The 16,922-nt window shown below is 74.4% G+C and carries 14 protein-coding genes; 11 read left to right on the top strand and 3 right to left on the bottom strand.

The features are described 5' to 3' along the window. The first annotated feature begins 154 nt into the window (after positions 1-154). Positions 155-1,441: an acyl-CoA dehydrogenase family protein gene (locus ACLFMI_RS00925; protein WP_410945755.1), complete on the top strand. Its 1,287-nt coding sequence runs from the start codon at positions 155-157 to the stop codon at positions 1,439-1,441. A 113-nt stretch (positions 1,442-1,554) separates the two neighbouring features. Here the strand turns inward: ACLFMI_RS00925 and ACLFMI_RS00920 are convergent, their stop codons facing one another. Beyond that, on the bottom strand, positions 1,555-2,079 hold the full coding sequence (locus ACLFMI_RS00920) for a MarR family winged helix-turn-helix transcriptional regulator (RefSeq protein ID WP_410945754.1): 525 nt from the start codon (positions 2,077-2,079) through the stop codon (positions 1,555-1,557). After that, a complete protein-coding gene (locus tag ACLFMI_RS00915) occupies positions 2,064-2,831 on the bottom strand; it encodes an enoyl-CoA hydratase-related protein (protein ID WP_410945753.1) in 768 nt (255 codons plus the stop codon). Before ACLFMI_RS00915 ends, ACLFMI_RS00920 begins: the two co-directional genes overlap by 16 nt. A gap of 51 nt (positions 2,832-2,882) precedes the next feature. Here ACLFMI_RS00915 and ACLFMI_RS00910 point away from each other — a divergent pair, with 51 nt between their 5' ends. The 3 genes from ACLFMI_RS00910 (at position 2,883) to ACLFMI_RS00900 (ending at position 6,250) form a co-directional block, all read left to right on the top strand. After that, positions 2,883-3,995 (top strand): MBL fold metallo-hydrolase, encoded by a 1,113-nt coding sequence (locus ACLFMI_RS00910; protein WP_410945752.1) that lies wholly within the window; start codon positions 2,883-2,885, stop codon positions 3,993-3,995. Between the two features lie 251 nt (positions 3,996-4,246). After that, positions 4,247-4,600 carry a histone-like nucleoid-structuring protein Lsr2 gene (locus tag ACLFMI_RS00905; protein WP_410945751.1) on the top strand — a complete coding sequence of 118 codons (354 nt, stop codon included), beginning with the start codon at positions 4,247-4,249 and terminating at the stop codon, positions 4,598-4,600. A 114-nt stretch (positions 4,601-4,714) separates the two neighbouring features. Beyond that, positions 4,715-6,250 (top strand): acyl-CoA synthetase, encoded by a 1,536-nt coding sequence (locus ACLFMI_RS00900; RefSeq protein WP_410945750.1) that lies wholly within the window; start codon positions 4,715-4,717, stop codon positions 6,248-6,250. 14 nt (positions 6,251-6,264) lie between these two features. On the opposite strand, the gene ACLFMI_RS00895 is transcribed toward ACLFMI_RS00900, so the two are convergent. Then, positions 6,265-7,488 carry an MFS transporter gene (locus ACLFMI_RS00895; RefSeq protein ID WP_410945749.1) on the bottom strand — a complete coding sequence of 408 codons (1,224 nt, stop codon included), beginning with the start codon at positions 7,486-7,488 and terminating at the stop codon, positions 6,265-6,267. A 139-nt stretch (positions 7,489-7,627) separates the two neighbouring features. Between ACLFMI_RS00895 and ACLFMI_RS00890 the strand changes: the two genes are divergently transcribed. From ACLFMI_RS00890 to ACLFMI_RS00855, 7 genes are all read left to right on the top strand, one after another. After that, positions 7,628-9,160 carry a long-chain-fatty-acid--CoA ligase gene (locus ACLFMI_RS00890; RefSeq protein WP_410945936.1) on the top strand — a complete coding sequence of 511 codons (1,533 nt, stop codon included), beginning with the start codon at positions 7,628-7,630 and terminating at the stop codon, positions 9,158-9,160. A gap of 47 nt (positions 9,161-9,207) precedes the next feature. Further along, a complete protein-coding gene (locus tag ACLFMI_RS00885) occupies positions 9,208-9,843 on the top strand; it encodes an MOSC domain-containing protein (RefSeq protein ID WP_410945748.1) in 636 nt (211 codons plus the stop codon). 258 nt (positions 9,844-10,101) lie between these two features. After that, the gene (locus ACLFMI_RS00875; protein ID WP_410945747.1) at positions 10,102-11,541 is read left to right on the top strand and encodes a pyridoxal phosphate-dependent decarboxylase family protein; all 1,440 of its coding nucleotides are present in this window, start codon (positions 10,102-10,104) and stop codon (positions 11,539-11,541) included. 32 nt (positions 11,542-11,573) lie between these two features. Beyond that, positions 11,574-13,301 carry an ATP-binding cassette domain-containing protein gene (locus ACLFMI_RS00870; RefSeq protein ID WP_410945746.1) on the top strand — a complete coding sequence of 576 codons (1,728 nt, stop codon included), beginning with the start codon at positions 11,574-11,576 and terminating at the stop codon, positions 13,299-13,301. Next, positions 13,298-15,214: an ABC transporter ATP-binding protein gene (locus ACLFMI_RS00865; RefSeq protein WP_410945745.1), complete on the top strand. Its 1,917-nt coding sequence runs from the start codon at positions 13,298-13,300 to the stop codon at positions 15,212-15,214. Before ACLFMI_RS00870 ends, ACLFMI_RS00865 begins: the two co-directional genes overlap by 4 nt. 36 nt (positions 15,215-15,250) lie before the next feature. Then, the gene (locus tag ACLFMI_RS00860) at positions 15,251-16,237 is read left to right on the top strand and encodes an iron-siderophore ABC transporter substrate-binding protein (protein WP_410945744.1); all 987 of its coding nucleotides are present in this window, start codon (positions 15,251-15,253) and stop codon (positions 16,235-16,237) included. A gap of 103 nt (positions 16,238-16,340) precedes the next feature. Continuing rightward, positions 16,341-16,901 carry a GNAT family N-acetyltransferase gene (locus ACLFMI_RS00855; RefSeq protein WP_410945743.1) on the top strand — a complete coding sequence of 187 codons (561 nt, stop codon included), beginning with the start codon at positions 16,341-16,343 and terminating at the stop codon, positions 16,899-16,901. The last annotated feature ends 21 nt before the right edge of the window (positions 16,902-16,922 follow it).

The following is a 16,922-nucleotide window of genomic DNA, read 5'->3' as shown; positions in this document are numbered from 1 at the left end:
CGCCCCGCGCTCCCCGCCACCCTGCCCATACCCCTGACCGCACGTCGGCCCCACGACGCGAGCCCGCGCACCTCCACAGCGCGCTATGGCTCCGCAACGGGGGCGGGGGTTAGGTTCGCGGTGGCAACGACGCGCGTGAAGGGTGGTCCGCACCATGGCTTGGGACTTCAGCACCGATCCGGAGTTCGAGGAGAAGCTCAAGTGGATGCGGGGCTTCGTCCGTGACGAGATCATCCCGCTGGAGACCCTCGACCTCGACCGGGAGACGTTCGCCCGGATCACCGCCCCGCTCAAGGAAAGGGTCCGCGAGCAGGGCCTGTGGGCCGCCCACCTGCCGCCGGAGCTCGGCGGCGGTGGCTTCGGGCAGGTCTCGCTCGGCCTGATGCACGAGATCCTCGGCCAGTGCCGGTTCGCGCCGGGGATCTTCGGCAACCAGGCCCCGGACTCCGGCAACGCCGGACTGCTCGCGCTCGGCGGCTCCCCGGAGCAGAAGGAGCGCTGGATGCACCCGCTGCTGCGCGGCGAGCTGCGGTCCTGCTTCTCGATGACCGAGCCCGGCGCCGGCGCCGACCCGACGATGCTCACCACCCGCGCCGTCCGGGACGGCGACGAGTACGTGATCAACGGGCACAAGTGGTTCTCGTCGAACGCCTCCGCCTCGGACTTCCTGATCGTCATGGTGGTGACCGATCCGGACGCCCCGGCGTACCAGCGGGCGTCGATGATCATCGTGCCGACCGACACCCCGGGCGTCGACGTCGCCCGGGACATCCCGGTGATGGACCACCCCGACGTGGGCGGCGAGCTCTACGGCGGGCACGCCGAGGTGTTCTACCGCGACGTCCGGGTGCCGGTGGAGAACCTGGTCGGCAACCCCGGCGACGGGTTCAAGCTGGCCCAGCAGCGGCTCGGTCCGGGCCGGATCCACCACGCGATGCGCTGGCTGGGCCAGTCGAAGCGGGCCTTCGACATGCTCTGCGAGCGTGCGGTGAGCCGGACCGCGAGCAAGTCCCGGCTGGCCGACAAGCAGATGATCCAGGACATGATCGCGACCTCGGCCGCGGAGATGCAGGCCGCCCGGCTGATGACCCTGCAGGCGGCCTGGACGATGGACCAGGTCGGCGCCTCGAACGCCCGGATCGAGATCGGCATGATCAAGTACTGGGGTGCCCGGGTGCTGCACGACGTGATCGACCGGGCGATCCAGGTGCACGGCTCGCTGGGCTTCTCCGGCGACCTGCCACTGGAGCACATGTACCGGGCCGCGCGCGCCGCACGGATCTACGACGGCCCGGACGAGGTGCACAAGGAGTCCGTCGCCCGGCGGATCCTGCGCGGCTACACCCCGGTCGACGTGCCCACCGAGCACGTCCCCACCCGGGCCGAGGCCGCCCGCGCCAAGTTCGCCGACTACCTGGACACCGCCGCCGCGAACGCGTGACCGCCACCCTGACGCACCGCGGGTGAACGGTGCTCGCCGATCCCGCCGAGATGCGGCTCAGCGGGAATCGTGGATCTCCACGGCCCGCTGAGCCGCATCTCGGCGGGAGTCGATCAGGGCGGTGCGTCCGGAGGTGGGTCGGGCCGCCCGGCGGCGAGGTCTGCGCGGTAGCGGGCGACGAGGGTGTTCACCGCGGACAGCAACCGAGCGGCCGCGGCGAGGTCGGCGTCGTCGAACCCGGCCAGTGCCTCGTCCATCCGCGCACCGAGCGGGCCGAAGAAGGCCGCACCGACCTCCGCGGCGGTCTCACCGTGCCGCAGCGTGACCCGCCGCCGGTCGGCGGACTCGCGGCTGCGGCGTACGTGACCCGCCCGTTCGAGGCGGTCGACGAGTGCGGTCGTCGCCCCCGTCGACAGGCCCAGCCGGGCACCGAGCGCACCGGGGGTGAGCGGCTCGCCTGCGGTGTCGGCGCGCATCACCGCCAGCAGCGCCTGCAGGTCGGTCGGGTGCAGGCCGTGCCGTCCGGCGAACGCCTGGCCGAGCAGTTCCGCCTCGCCGGCGTAGTCCTGCAGCAGGACGACCAGTTCCTCGCGCCGCGCCCGGCCCTCCATGGCCGGCGGCCCTAGCGGCCCGTCCACCGCGGCTCCCGCTTCTCCAGGAACGCCGCGACGCCCTCGGCCCGGTCCGCCGAGTTCTCGATCGCCGCGGACGCCACCTCGGTCGCCGTCCAGCCGCGGTCGTCCGGCTCGGCCACCACCCGCTCCAGCGCGCGCAGCGACACCGACACCGCCAGCGGCGAGTTCCGGCAGACCTGCTCGGCCAGCACGATCGCCGCCTGCTCCGCCGTGCCGACCCCGACCAGGTCGTTCACCAGCCCCAGCGCGTACGCGCGTTCCGCACCGATCGGCCGGCCGGTGATCAGCAGCTCCTTGGCCACGTTCAGCGGTAGCGGGCGCGGGGCCCGGAACAGCGCACCGCAGTTCGCGACCAGCCCGCGAGCCACCTCCGGCAGCGCGAACCTGGCGTCCCGGCCGGCCACCACCAGGTCGCAGGCCAGCACGATCTCGAACCCACCGCCGTAGGCGACGCCCTCGACCGCGGCGATCAGCGGGGTCCGCCGGTCTCGCCGCACGACGCCGTAGTTCCCGCCCCGCGGGGTCGGCCCGCCGGAGCCTGCCGCCAGGTCGGTCCCGGCGCTGAACGCCTGCGCGTCGCCGGCGAGCACCCCGCACCACAGGTCCGGGTCGTCGTCGAGGGTGTTCAGGGCCTCGTCCAGGGCCGCGGTCATCCCGGCGTCCACCGCGTTGCGCTTCTCCGGGCGCCGCATCCGCACGATCAGCACGTGCCCACGCCGCTCGGTCTCCACCGGTCCCGCTGTCGCGTCCGTCACGATCGACAGCCTAGGTGGGGACGCGGCGCCGGCGTTCGTACTGTGGTGATCGTGTCCCGCACCGCCCGCTCCTCCGCCGTGACGTCCCTGTTGCTGGCCGCCGGCGCCGCCGGACTCGGCCTGCACGTCCGGCGCAACCTGGGCGCGTCCCGGGCCGAGCTGGCCCGGCTCGCCGAGAGCTCGCCGCACGCGCGGGACGGGTTCTTCGCCAACACAGAGGCCGGCCTGCCCCCGGCGAAGGCCTCCCTCCGCATGATCGTGAACATGCTGCGCAGCCGGAACTCGCAGGGGGCGCCGCGGGGCCCGATCCCGGTGGCGCCGCTACAGGTCCCGGCCGCCCCCGGCGACCTCGCGTTCACCTGGCTCGGCCACGCGGGCGTGCTGCTGGAGGTGGACGGCCGCCGGGTGCTGGTCGACCCGGTCTGGTCCGAGTTCGCCTCGCCGGTGCCGTTCGCCGGGCCGCGCCGGCTGCACTCGCCGGTGGCACCGCTGGCGGCACTGCCGGAGGCGGACGTGGTGCTGCTGTCCCACGACCACTACGACCACCTCGACCGCCCGACGGTCACCCGCCTGGCCCGGGACACCTCGGCGCTGTTCGTCGGGCCGCTCGGCGTCGGAGCGCACCTGCGGGCCTGGGGGGTGCCCGCGCACCGGGTCGTCGAGCGGGACTGGGACGGCGTCGTGCACGTCGCCGGGCTCACCCTCACCTGCCTGGAGACCCGGCACTTCTCCGGGCGCGGGTTCCGGCGCAACACCACCCAGTGGGCGGCCTGGAAGGTGGCGGGACCGCGGCACTCGGTCTACGTCGGCGGCGACTCCGGACCGAGCCGGGTGCACGCCGGCACCGGCGCCGAGCACGGCCCGTTCGACCTGACCGTGCTGCCGGTCGGGGCCTACGCCGAGCTGTGGCCGGACATCCATCTCGATCCCGAGCAGGCGGTCGCCGCCCACCGAGAGCTCGACGGCCGGGTGATGCTGCCGGTGCACTGGGCGACCTTCAACCTCGGCTTCCACCCGTGGGACGAGCCGGTGGAGCGGGCACGCAAGGCCGCCGCGGCCGCCGACGTGCTCCTGGTGCTCCCCCGGCCCGGCGAGCGGGTCGACCTGCGCGACGCGACCCCGGACACCGTCCCGACCGAACCGTGGTGGCCCACGCCCGGGTGAATCGCAGCGCCCCGCCGATCCGGCCGGGTTCGCCTTTCGGCCGATTCCACCGCACCCGTACGCCGCATCCGCAGTTACCGTAGAACGGGTCGCGAACCCTTTTCCGGGTCCGGTTCGACACGGCACATCGGCATCCCTTATCGTTCTGACCATTCGGTTCGCAGGACGGTTCCATGCCTCCTTCCCGGGTCGTGGAACCGTCCGCTCTTTCATCCACTCGGATGCTCGGATTCCCCGGAAGGAACGACGACGTGGCGCAGCAGACGACGATCACCCTGGTCGACGACCTGGACGGCAACGAGGCCGACGAGCAGGTGGAGTTCGCCGTCGACGGCCGCACCTACGAGATCGACCTGTCCTCCGGGAATGCCGAGCGGCTGCGCGAATCCCTGGCCCCCTACGTCGCCGCGGGCCGGCGGGTCACCGGCAGGCGGTCCGGCGCGGCGGCCGGGTCGGGAGCACCGTCGTCGTCGAACGGTTCCAGCGCCTCGGAACGGGCCGCGAACCGCGCCGTCCGGGAATGGGCGATCGGGCAGGGCATGAAGATCTCGGAGCGCGGCCGTATACCGTCGTCGGTTCTCGAGGCGTATCAGAACGCCCACTAGCGGGAGTGGCCGAAGCCGCAGATTCACCGCGGGCCCCGCGGTCTCCCGGGATGGCAGGATCGGGACGCAGCACGAGCCGCCGTCCTGGCGCGCCCCCACCGTCGAGAGGCCACGATGTTTCCAGGCACGCACGCCGCCACCGACCCGGAGAAGCCGGCCGCGATCATGGCCGGCTCCGGCCGGACCCTCACCTTCGGCGCGCTCGAGGAGGGTTCGGCCCGGCTGGCCAACTACCTGCACGCGGCCGGCCTGCGCCGGGGTGACGTCGTCGCGCTGGTCTGCGACAACACCCTGCGGGTCTACGAGGTCTACTGGGCTGCGCAGCGTTCCGGGCTCTACATCACCGCGGTCAACCACCACCTGTCCGCGCCGGAGGCGGCCTACATTGTCCGGGACTGCGGCGCGAAGGCGCTGATCGTCTCCTCCGGTGTGGCCGGGCTGGCCGCCGCGATCGAGGACCACGTGGACACCCCCGTCCGGCTGGCGTTCGGCGGCGAGGTCCCGGGTGCGACCCGGTACGCCGACTACGACGCCGAGCTGGCGGGCACCACCGCCACGCCGCCGGCCGACCAGCCGCGCGGCGCCGACATGCTCTACTCCTCGGGCACCACCGGCCGGCCGAAGGGGATCAAGCCGACGCTGCCGGAACGCCAGGTCGACGAGCCCGGTGACACCTACCAGGCGCTGTTCGGCCCGATGTACGGGTTCGACACCGACACCGTCTACCTCTCCCCCGCGCCGCTCTACCACGCGGCACCGCTGCGGTTCAGCGCCACCGTGCAGGCCCTCGGCGGCACGGTCGTGGTGATGGAGCGGTTCGACCCGGAGCAGGCGCTCGTGCTGATCGAGCGGTACCGGGTCACCCACTCGCAGTGGGTACCGACGATGTTCGTCCGGATGCTGAAGCTGCCCGAGGAGGTCCGGGCGCGCTACGACCTGTCGTCGCTGCGGGTCGCCATCCACGCTGCGGCGCCGTGCCCGGTCGACGTCAAGCAGGCGATGATCGACTGGTGGGGCCCGGTGCTGCACGAGTACTACGCCGCCACCGAGGCCATCGGCATCACCTTCATCGACTCCGCGGAGTGGCTGGAGCGGCCGGGCTCGGTCGGCCGGGCGGGCCTGGGCACCATCCGGATCTGCGACGAGGAGGGCCGCGAGCTCGCGCCCGGCGAGATCGGCACCGTCTACTTCGAACGCGACGTCCGGCCGTTCGAGTACCACAACGACCCAGCCAAGACGCAGGCCGCGGAGCACCCCGAGCACCCGAACTGGACGACCTGCGGCGACCTGGGTTACGTCGACGAGGCCGGCTACCTCTTCCTCACCGACCGCAAGGCATTCATGATCATCTCTGGCGGGGTGAACATCTACCCGCAGGAGGTCGAGGACTGCCTGGCGCTGCACCCGAAGGTGCTCGACGTCGCGGTGATCGGGGTGCCGGACCCGGAGATGGGCGAGAAGGTCAAGGCGGTCGTGCAGCCGGCCGAGGGCGCCGAAGGCGGGCCGGAAATGGAGCAGGAGCTGATCGGCTTCGTCCAGGAGCGGATCGCGCGCTACAAGGCACCGTCCTCGGTGGACTTCACCGACTTCCTGCCGCGCACCCCGACCGGCAAGCTCGTCAAGCGCGAGCTGCGGGACCGTTACGCCTAGCGGCCCGTGAGTGGTTATCGCGGTCCTGACCGCGAAAACCACTCACGGGCGAGCGAAGCCGCCACCCCCAACGGGACCGACGCCGTCAGGGCGGCGGCGAAGAGCAGGGTGAACCGGCCGGCGTCGGCGAGCGGGGCGCCGGCCGCGGTGCCCGCCGAGCTGCCCAGGAACAGCAGGGTCGCGAACAGCGCGACGGCGGTGGCCCTGGCCTGCGGGGTGACCTCGGTGGCCCATGCCTGCAGGGTGGAGTGCAGGAACGCCCACGCCCCGCCGAGCAGCAGCCCGGCCAGCACCACCGTGACCGGGTGAACCAGGAGCAACGGCGGGATCCACGCCGCGGCCAGGAACGTCGCGCCGACCGCGGCTAGCACGGCCGGGGCCAACCGGCCGACCAGGCGTCGCACCAGCCGGGACAGCACCAGCCCGCCGACGCCGAACCCGCCCGCGGCGAGCCCGGCCACCGCTGCGGTGCTGCCGCCGGCCTGCAACGCCGGCGCCAGGTAGGTGAGCACGCCGAGCACCACGGCCCCCTCGACGAAGGCGAACAGCAGCACCGCCCGGGCCCAGCCCTCGCCCAGCACCACCCCCAGCGGGCCGAGCAGCGACCGCCACCCCCGGGTCACGCCGCCGGTGGCGCCGGGCGGCTCGGGCAGGGCCCGCAGCCCGACGGCCAGGCCGGCACACGCCAGCGCGGAGATCCCGAACACCGTCCGCCAGCCGGCCACATCGGACAGCAGCCCGGCCCCGGCCGTCGCGACCGCGGTGCCGAACGCGGAGGCGGCGAGAACGTCGGACAGCGGGCGCTGGCGCACCGCGGCCGGCCAGGTGTCGCCGACGTAGACCAGCGCCGCCGGGATCAGCGCGGCCACGCAGCCGCCGGTCAGCACCCGGGCCGCGAGCAGCGCCGGCAGCGTCGGGGCGAGCACCGAGGCGATCCCGCCGAGCACCGCGCCGAGCAGCGCCAGGCGCATCACCCGGACCCGGCCGAGCCGGTCCGACAGCAGGCCCCACACGACCTGCATCAGCCCGTAGGCCAGGAAGTAGCCACCGGCGACGCCGGCGGTTGCGGCCAGCGGGACGCCGAAACCGTGCGCGATCGGCACCAGCAGCGGCGCGATCGCGAACCGGTCGCAGGTACTGGTCAACGAGGCCACCTGCAGCAGGCGCAGCCGTCGGGTACCGCCGGACACGCCGTCGTCGGCGGATCCGGTTCCCGCGGACGGCGGTCTCGGACGCATCCGTGGGAGCCTGCCCGCCCGGCACCACCCTTGCCCGCAGAACGTGGGACCGACCACAGTGGCAGTCAGTGCCGCGATCGCGGCGATGCCCACGGAGAGGATCACTGTGAGCGCACCGATCAGCCGCACCGGCGGCGGGATGACGATGGCCGACCTGGTCGCCCGGCACGCCCGGACCCGTCCGGACGCGCCGTGCCTGGCCGACCCGTCGACGTCGCGCAGCTACGCCGAGGTCGACGACCGGGTGGCCCGGCTGGCCGGTGCGCTCGTCGCCCGCGGGGTGGGCCGCGGCGACCGGGTCGCGGTCCTGGGGCTCAACTCGGTGGAGCTGCTCGAGGCGTACCTGGCGGTGCTGCGGTGCGGCGCGATCTGCGTCCCGCTGAACTTCCGGCCGGTCGCGGGCGAGATCGCCTACCAGCTCGGGGACGCCGGGGCCGCCACCGTGGTGTGCGACGCCCGGTTCGCCGGGGTCGTCGAGCAGGCCCGCGCGGAGGTGGACACGGTCACCTCGGTGATCACCATCGGCGGGGGCCTGGAGGACGTGATCGCCGGGGCCGAGCCGCTCGAGGAGCTCCCGGTCGGCGACGACGAGCCCGCCTACATCATGTACACCTCCGGGACGACCGGCCGGCCGAAGGGCGCGGTGCTGACCCACCGCAACCTGATGCTGCACGCGTTCTCCCAGATCACGCACCTGGGGATCGGCCCGGACGACAACGTCTGGCTGTCCGGGGCTCCGCTCTTCCACATCGCGGGGCTGGCCGGGATGGTGCCGTCGCTGATCAGTGGCGGGCGGACGATCGTCCCCACCTCCACCGGATTCGACCCGGTCGCGACGCTGGACCTGCTCGAACGCGAGCGGGTGACGTCGTGCTTCTTCGTTCCTGCCCAGTGGGCGGCGATGTGCGCGGTGCCGGACCTGGCCGCGCGCGACCTGTCGTCGCTCAACCGGGTCTCCTGGGGTGCGGCGCCGGCCTCCAGCACGCTGATCCGGACGATGATCGACTCGTTCCCCGGCGCGCAGGTGGTCACGTCGTTCGGCCAGACCGAAACCAGCCCGGTGACCTGCACGCTGCGCGGCGAGGACGCGCTGCGCAAGATCGGCTCGGTCGGCACCCCGATGATCAACGTCGAGGTCCGGGTGGTCGACGAGGAGATGAACGACGTCCCGCGCGGCGAGATCGGCGAGATCGTCTACCGCGGGCCGACGGTGATGCGCGGGTACTGGAACAAGCCCGCCGAGACCGCCGAGGCGTTCCGTGGCGGCTGGTTCCACTCCGGGGACCTGGTCCGCCAGGACGCCGACGGCTTCTACTTCGTGGTGGACCGGAAGAAGGACATGATCATCAGCGGCGGTGAGAACGTGTACTGCGCCGAGGTGGAGGACGTGCTGGCCGGGCATCCGAAGGTCGCCGACGTCGCGCTGATCGGAGTCCCGGACGAGCGCTGGGGCGAGACGCCGCTGGCCGTCGTCGTGCCGGCGGACCCGGCCGACCCGCCCACACTCGATGAGATCGGGGAGTTCTGCGACGACCGGCTGGCCCGCTACAAGCGGCCGCGCCGGCTCGCCGTGCTCGACGAGCTGCCGCGCAACCCCAGCGGCAAGGTCCTCAAGACCCGGCTGCGCGACGACCACGCCGCGACCGCCGCGGTGGCCGAGCCCGCCGTCTGAGCACCGGAGCGTCCCGGCCGGGTGCGCGCGCCTCTATCGTCCGGGGTGTGGCCGTCGTCGAGTCGTTGAACGTCGGCACCGCGCGGCCGGTGCTCGCCAAGGCCGGGGTGTCCGGCATCGACAAGCGCCCGGTCCCCGGGCCGGTCCGGGTGCAGGTGCCCGACCCCGCAGACCCCGGCCTGGCCGGCGACACGATCTGCGACACCGATCACCACGGCGGCCCGGACCAGGCCGTCTACGCCTACGCGCGGGAGGACCTGGACCGCTGGGAACCCGAGCTGGGCCCGCTGCGCTCCGGGGTGTTCGGCGAGAACGTGACCACCCGCGGCGTCGAGATCACCGGCGCCGAGCTCGGCGAGCGCTGGCGGGTCGGGGCGGTGCTGCTGCAGGTCACCGTGCCACGGATCCCGTGCCGCACGTTCGCCGCCTGGCTGGAACGGGAGGGCTGGGTGAAGACCTTCACCCGGGCGGCCGTACCGGGGGCCTATCTGCGGGTCGTCGAGCCCGGCGAGCTGCACGCCGGGGACCCGGTGGCCGTCGAGCACCGGCCGGGGCACGGCGTCACGATCGGGACGGCGTTCCGCGCCCTGCTCAGCGAGCCCGCGCGACTGCCCGAGCTGCTCGCGGCCGGTGACGACCTCCTCCCGGAGATCCGGGAGGAGGTCGCCCGGCGCGCTCGGTAGCGCATCCCCATCGCACGCCGGACCCGGTGCCCGGCATGTGCTCCGGGTCGGCCCGGCAGGACAGGATGTCAGCGGCCTGGTGCACCGGGTAGGTGAGCAGCAGCCCGGGCAGCGCCCCCACCCGGGCGCAGCGTGCTCGGCCTCGACGGTCGGGTTGCGGTGCAACTCGACCTCGGTGACCAGGCTGAGGAACGGCAGCATCAGCTGGTTCAGCGCGGGGTGCGGCGAGCAACGGTCCCCCGGGTAGCGTCACGCTCCGTGCCCGATCTGACTCCGGACGAGTTCCGCGCCCTCGGCCACCTGTTCGTCGACGCGGTGGCCGACTCCCGGGCCGGGCTGGAGCGCCACCCGGTCCGCGACGACGTCGAGCCGGGCACCGTGCGGGCCCGCTTCGACACCCACGCCGCCGACGCGCCGTCCCCGCTGGCCGCGTTCCCGTCGCTGGTCGAGGCGGTCACCGGGGACGCCGAGACCCGCTGGCAGCACCCCGGCTTCCACGCCTTCTTCCCGGCCAACGCGTCGCTGACCTCGCTGCTCGGCGAGCTGCTCTCCGGCGCGGCGGGGGCGCAGGGGATGCTCTGGTCCACCTCACCGGGCTGTACCGAGGTCGAGCAGGCGATCACCGACCAGCTGGCCCGCGCGCTCGGGCTGGCCGAGGAGTTCACGCACACCGGCGGGGGTGGCGGGGTGATCCAGGACTCGGCGTCGTCGGCGTCGCTGGTCGCGCTGCTGGCCGCACTGCACCGCGCCGCGTCCGACCCGGAGGGCGGCTGGCGGGCACGCGGCGTGACCGGCCGGGAGCGGGTCTACGTCACCGCCGAGACGCACTCGTCGCTGGCCAAGGCGGTCCGCGCGGCCGGGCTGGGCGCCCGCGGGCTGCGCACCGTGGCCTGCACGCCCGGCACCCGCTCGATGGACTCCGACGCGCTGCGGGCGGCGATGGCGCAGGACGCCGGCGCCGGGCTGCTCCCGGTGCTGGTCTGCGCGACCGTCGGCACGACCTCGACCGGCGCGTCGGACCCCGTCGCAGCGCTCGCCGCGGTCGCGGCCGGGCACCGGGCGTGGCTGCACGTGGACGCCGCCTGGGCCGGCGTCGCGGCGCTGTGCGACGAGCACCGCTGGGTGATCGACGGCGTCGAGCGGGCCGACTCGTTCTGCACCGACCCGCACAAGTGGCTGCTCACCGCGTTCGACGCGTCGCTGCTGTGGGTCCGCGACGCGGCCGCGCTGCCCGCCGCGCTCTCGATCACCCCGCCGTACCTGAGGGACGCCGCGTCCGAGTCCGGCGCGGTGGTCGACTACCGGGACTGGCAGCTGCCGCTGGGCCGCCGGTTCCGGGCGCTGAAGCTGTGGGCGGTGCTGCACGGGCAGGGCCTGTCCGGGCTGCGGGCGCACCTGCGCGGACACGTCGCGCTGGCCACCGAACTGGCCGAGCGGATCCGCGCGCACGACGGCCTGGAGCTGGCCGCCGACCCGGTGCTGGCGCTGATCTGCCTGCGGGCGAGCGGCACCGGCTCGACAGGCGGGGACGACGACGCCACCCGCACGCTGCTGGACCGGGTGAACGCGACCGGCCGGGTGCTGCTGTCCGGCACCGAGATCGACGGACGGCCGGTGATCCGGGTGGCGTTCGGCAACCCGGCGACCGGAACCGGGCATCTCGACGATCTCTGGACGATCCTGACCGACCGGGCGTGATCTCGCCGATCAACTAAGGTTACCCTCTCCGTATGACAGGGTCGGCTGCGCCAGCGCAGCTCGGAGAGGTGTCCGGGCGGGACGTGCTGCGCGGCTCGCTCGGCGCGTTCCGCGGCCGGATCTCCGCCGCCGCGGTGCTGTTCTGCGGCCACCAGGCGGGCGAGGCACTGGTCCCGGTGCTGGTCGGTGTGATCATCGACCGGGCGGTCGCGACCGGGGACCCGGCGGCGCTGGTGGGCTGGCTGGCGGTGCTGGGGCTGGACTTCCTGGTGCTGTCGTTCTCCTACCGGTTCGGCGCCCGGCGTGCCTGGTCCGCCGAGGCGTGGGGGGACGCCCGGCTGCGCCGGCTGGTCGCCGGTCGGCTGCTGCATCCGCGGGGCGGCGGGGAGACCGGGCGACTGCCCGGCGAGCTGTCCGGGATCGCGGTGTCCGACGCCAAGCGGGTCGCCGAGCTGGGCGTCGCGGTCCCGCTCGGGTTCGCGGCCGTCGCGGCGGTGGCGGTGGCGGCGGTCTCGCTGCTGACGATCTCGACGACGCTCGGCCTGCTGATCCTGCTCGGCACCCCGCCGCTGCTCTGGCTGGTGCAGCTGGTGGTCAAGCCGCTGCAGAAGCGCTCCGGCCCGGAGCAGGAGCGCGCCGCGCAGGCCGCCGGGACCGCGGCCGACCTGGTGGCCGGGCTGCGGATCCTGAACGGGATCGGCGCCCGTCCCGCCGCCGTCCGTCGCTATCGCGTCAGCAGCCGGGACGCGCTCGGCGCCACCCTGCGCGCCACCCGCGCCGAGGCCGGGTTCCTCGGCTCGGTGCAGCTGACCAACGGCCTGTTCCTGGCCCTGATCGCGCTGGTCGGCGGCACACTGGCGGCGAACGGCTCGATCACCGTCGGCGGCCTGGTCTCCGCCGTCGGGCTGGCCCAGTTCCTGGTCGGGCCGCTGCAGATGTTCGGCTTCCTCAGCGCCCGGCTGGCACAGGGCCGGGCGTCGGCGGCCCGGATCGCGGCGGTGCTCTCCACCGACCCCACCGTCGGCCCCGGGTCGCTGCCGGAACCGGCGCCGGGTGCCGGGCCGGGCGCGCTGTCCCTGCGCGGGCTGCGGCACGGTCGGCTCGGCGGCGCGGAGGGCCTCGACCTGGACGTGGCTCCGGGCGCGCCTACCGGCGTCGTGGCCGCGGACCCGGAGGACGCCTCGGCCCTGCTGGCCTGCCTGTCCCGCGAGGTCGAGCCGGACGCAGGCCGGGTCGAGCTGGACGGCGTCGCGCTCGACGCGTGGCCGGCCGACGTCGCCCGCGGCGCGGTGCTGGTCGCCGCGCACGACGCGCACCTGTTCACCGGCACGCTGCGGGACAACGTGCTCGCCGGCGCCCCGGAGGGCACCGACCCGGATCCGGCGATGGCCGCGGCCACCGCCGACCAGGTCGCGACGACGTTGCCGGCCGGCGCGGACACCGACGTCTCCGCCCGCGGCCGGTCGCTGTCCGGCGGGCAGCGGCAGCGGATCGCGCTGGCCAGGGCGCTGGCCGCGGACGCCCCGGTGCTCGTCCTGCACGACCCGACGACGGCGGTGGACGCGGTCACCGAGGTCCGGATCGCCGATGGGGTGGGCCGCTTCCGGGCCGGCCGCAGCACGCTGCTGGTCACCACCAGCCCGGCGCTGCTGGACCGGACCGGCGAGGTGCTGTTCGTGGTCGAGGGCCGGGTCCGGTCCCGCGGCCGGCACGCCGAGCTGATGGACGACCCGGCCTACCGCGCGGTGGTGACGGCATGACCCCCGACTCCCGTACCCCCGACTCCCGCACCCGCGACGCCGCCACCCGCGACGGCACGGCGCCCGACTCCCCCGACGGCACCGTGCTGCTGCCGATCGCCACGACAGCACGGATCCGCGCGCTGCTCGGCGAGCTGGGTCGCCCGGCCCGCAGCACCGCCGTCGTCGCGCTGGTGGTGCTCGTGGCCGGGGCCGCGGTGAGCCTGCTCGCCGCGCCGCTGCTCGGCGACATCGTCGACCGGGTGGCGGGTAGCGTCGGCGGACCGCCCGTCGGCACCGCTCAGGGCCGCGGTGCGGACGCTGTCTGGCCGCCGGTGCTGGGCCTGGCCGGGATCGCGCTGGTGCAGGGCCTGCTGGGCGCGCTCGGCGTCGCGCTGGCCGCCCGGTTCTGCGAGACGCTGCTGGCCGGGTTGCGCGAGCGGTTCGTGGACCGGGCGCTGCACCTGCCGCAGTCCCGGGTGGAGGCGGCCGGGGCCGGTGACCTGACCTCCCGGGTCACCGACGACGTGGCGGTGGTCGGCGAGGCCGTCCGGGAGGCGGTGCCGGAGCTGGCCCGGGCCGCGCTGCTGGTCGGGCTGACCGGCGTCGGGCTGGCCGTGCTGGACTGGCGGTTCCTGCTCGCGGCGCTGCTGGCCGTCCCGGTGCAGATCTGGACCGCGCGCTCGTTCCTGGGCCGTTCCACCCCGCTCTACACCGCCCAGCGGATCGCCGGCGGCGCCCAGCAGCAGCAGCTGCTCGACACCGCGTCCGGGCTGCCGACGGTGCGGGCCTTCCGGCTGCACGACCGGCACGCGACGACGATCGCGGAGCGGGCGGCCGAGGTGGCCCGGCTCGCGGTGGCGGTCGTCCGGATGCACACCCGGCTGTTCGGCCGGTTGAACCTGGCCGAGTTCATCGGGCTGGGCACGGTGCTGGTCACCGGGTTCTGGCTGGTCGGCTCCGGCGGGACCAGCATCGGTACGGCGAGCGCGGCCGCTCTGTACTTCGTGAACCTGTTCACTCCGATCAACATCGTGCTGTTCCAGCTGGACGCGGCCCAGACCGCGCTGGCCGGGCTGCGCCGGATCGTCGGCGTGGCCGACCTGGATCCGGAGCACGCCCCCGACTCCCCGGCCGGGACCGACGGGTCCGGCGTGCGGGTGCGCGGGCTGGGGCACAGCTACGTCGACGGGCACCCGGTGCTCGCCGACGTCGACCTGGACGTGCCGGCCGGCGAGCGGGTCGCGCTGGTCGGCGCCAGCGGTGCGGGCAAGTCGACGCTGGCCGGAATCGTGGCGGGGGTGCACTCGCCCGGCACCGGCGGCGTCGAGATCGGCGGGGCCGCGCTGGAGAGCCTGGGCCCCGACGAGCGGCGGGCCGCGGTGGCGCTGGTGACCCAGGAGTCGCACGTGTTCGCCGGCACGCTGGCCGACGACCTGCGACTGGCCCGCCCGGACGCCGACGACGACGCGCTGTTCTCCGCGCTCGACCGGGTCGGGGCCGGTGGCTGGGCCCACGCCCTGCCCGACGGGCTCGGCACCGTCGTCGGTGACGGCGGGCACCGGCTGCCGGTGGTGGCCGCCCAGCAGCTCGCGCTGGCCCGGGTCGTGCTCACCGACCCCGCGGTGCTGGTACTCGACGAGGCGACCGCGGAGGCCGGCAGCGCCGGGGCCCGCGCGCTGGAGGAGTCCGTCGAGGCCGCGCTGGCCGGGCGGACCGGGCTGGTCGTCGCACACCGGCTCACCCAGGCCGTCGCCGCGGACCGGGTGGTGGTGCTGGACGCCGGCCGCGTCGTCGAGCAGGGCCCGCACCACGAGCTGGTCGCCGCCGGCGGGCGCTATGCGGGGCTGTGGATGGCCTGGTCCGGTGCCCGTGGCGGCACCGAACCGGACACCTCGGAGACCGGGCCCGCCCGGGCCGGGACCCAGACGTGACCCGCGTGGTGCGGGTCCACCGGAAAGGAACACCAGATGTCTCGACCTCTGCTGCGTACGATCGCCGCGTGTGCGGTCCTGCTGCTCGCCCTGGCGGGCTGCTCGTCCGGCGGTGGCGAGCAGCAGCCCGCGCCGTCCGGTGAGAACGCCTCGCCCGGTGCCTTTCCCGTCACCCTGAACCACGCCTTCGGCTCGACGACGATCGAGAGCCCGCCTCAGCGTGTCGTCGCGGTCGGCTACAACGAGGCCGACTTCGTGATGGCTCTCGGCGTGCAGCCGATCGCCGAGCGCCAGTTCCTCGGGGACTTCCCGTTCCAGCAGCGGCCGTGGCTGCCGCAGCCGCCGCTGGGCCCGACCCCGCAGGTCCTCGACGCCAACAACGTGCCGGTCGAGCAGATCGCCGCGCTGCAGCCGGACCTGATCCTCGGCGTCTACTCGTTCCTGGACCGGGGCACCTACGACGCGCTGTCCAAGATCGCGCCGACGGTCGCCCAGCCCACCGAGGACGGCACGAACGCCGCCACCTGGGACCAGCAGACCCGGATCACCGGCCAGGCGCTCGGGCGCACCGAGCAGGCCGAGCAGGCCATCGCCGCGACGCAGCAGAAGTTCGACGCCGCCAAGCAGCAGTACCCGGACTTCGCCGGCAAGCGGCTGTCGATGGACTTCGTGGTCGAGGGCCAGCCGATCAACCTGGGCACCGACGACCTGCGCGCGCAGCTGTTCGCCGGGCTCGGCTTCGAGGTCCGGCCGGACACCCAGAACCTGTCGCTCGAGCAGCAGGGCCAGCTGGACGGCGACGTGATCGTCGTGATGGGCCGGAGCAAGGCCGAGGCGATGGCCGACCCGGTGTTCGCCGCCATCCCGGCCGTGCGCGAGGGCCGGGTGGCCTTCCTGGGCGACTTCGGCACCGAGTTCGCCGGTGCGCTGGGCTACTCCAGCCCGCTGTCGCTGCCGTACGCGATCGACGCGGTCGCGCCGCAGCTCGACGCCGCGCTGAAGGGCCAGGCGCCGGGCAACTGACCCGGCACCGGTTCTCCCGCCGGAGGGCGTGACCGTCGAGGCAGGCGGATTCGGCCGTCGCGCAGGACCAGGCGCAGGCTGCACGGCCCGATACCCTCCGGCGGTGTTCGTACGACAGGCCGGTCGCCCCGATGGCGAGGGGATCGCACGGGTGTTCGCCACCGTGGCCGAGGAAGGCTCGATTGGAACCGAGCCGCCGGTCGATGTTGAGACACGTGCGGCGCGATTCCGGGAGATGCTCTCCGCCGGAGAGCTCGTCATGGCCTGGGTCCTGGAGGCCGACGGCCGCGTCGTCGGGCACGCAGGACTGCACGAGAGCGGCCCACCCGGGGTCCTGCAGCTCGGAATGGTCTTGCTCCCGGAAGCCCGCGGGCGAGGGCACGGCCGCACGCTGCTCGACGCCATCCTCGACCATGCCCGTGCCCATGGCGCCCACAAGGTCGAACTCGAGGTCTGGCCGGACAACGCACGCGCCATCGCGCTCTACGCGAAGACCGGCTTCCAGGTCGAAGGGCTGCGACAAGACCACTACCGCCGCCGCGACGGCTCGCTCCGCTCGACGCTGCTCATGGCCTACCGGCTCACTGACGAGGCCGGCCGCCGTCCGTCACGCGACACCGCATCGCCTGGTACCGCAGGTGACGACGCCGCCGGCACGCCATAGAGTCTTCCCGTCCACTCCCGT

The sequence above is a fragment of the Pseudonocardia nantongensis genome (genome assembly GCF_046546495.1).
GTDB classification, from domain to species: domain Bacteria; phylum Actinomycetota; class Actinomycetes; order Mycobacteriales; family Pseudonocardiaceae; genus Pseudonocardia; species Pseudonocardia nantongensis.
The sequence above is the reverse complement of the archived record's forward strand: the minus strand, read 5'-3'. Positions and strand labels throughout refer to the sequence as shown.

Excerpts from the sequence above, each read along its gene's own strand:
- ACLFMI_RS00890 (WP_410945936.1), top strand. The coding sequence starts at position 7,628 with ATGACGATGGCCGACCTGGTCGCCCGGCACGCCCGGACCCGTCCGGAC.
- ACLFMI_RS00895 (WP_410945749.1), bottom strand. The coding sequence starts at position 7,488 with ATGCGTCCGAGACCGCCGTCCGCGGGAACCGGATCCGCCGACGACGGC.
- ACLFMI_RS00925 (WP_410945755.1), top strand. The coding sequence starts at position 155 with ATGGCTTGGGACTTCAGCACCGATCCGGAGTTCGAGGAGAAGCTCAAG.
- ACLFMI_RS00870 (WP_410945746.1), top strand. The coding sequence starts at position 11,574 with ATGACAGGGTCGGCTGCGCCAGCGCAGCTCGGAGAGGTGTCCGGGCGG.
- ACLFMI_RS00860 (WP_410945744.1), top strand. The coding sequence starts at position 15,251 with ATGTCTCGACCTCTGCTGCGTACGATCGCCGCGTGTGCGGTCCTGCTG.
- ACLFMI_RS00865 (WP_410945745.1), top strand. The coding sequence starts at position 13,298 with ATGACCCCCGACTCCCGTACCCCCGACTCCCGCACCCGCGACGCCGCC.
- ACLFMI_RS00900 (WP_410945750.1), top strand. The coding sequence starts at position 4,715 with ATGTTTCCAGGCACGCACGCCGCCACCGACCCGGAGAAGCCGGCCGCG.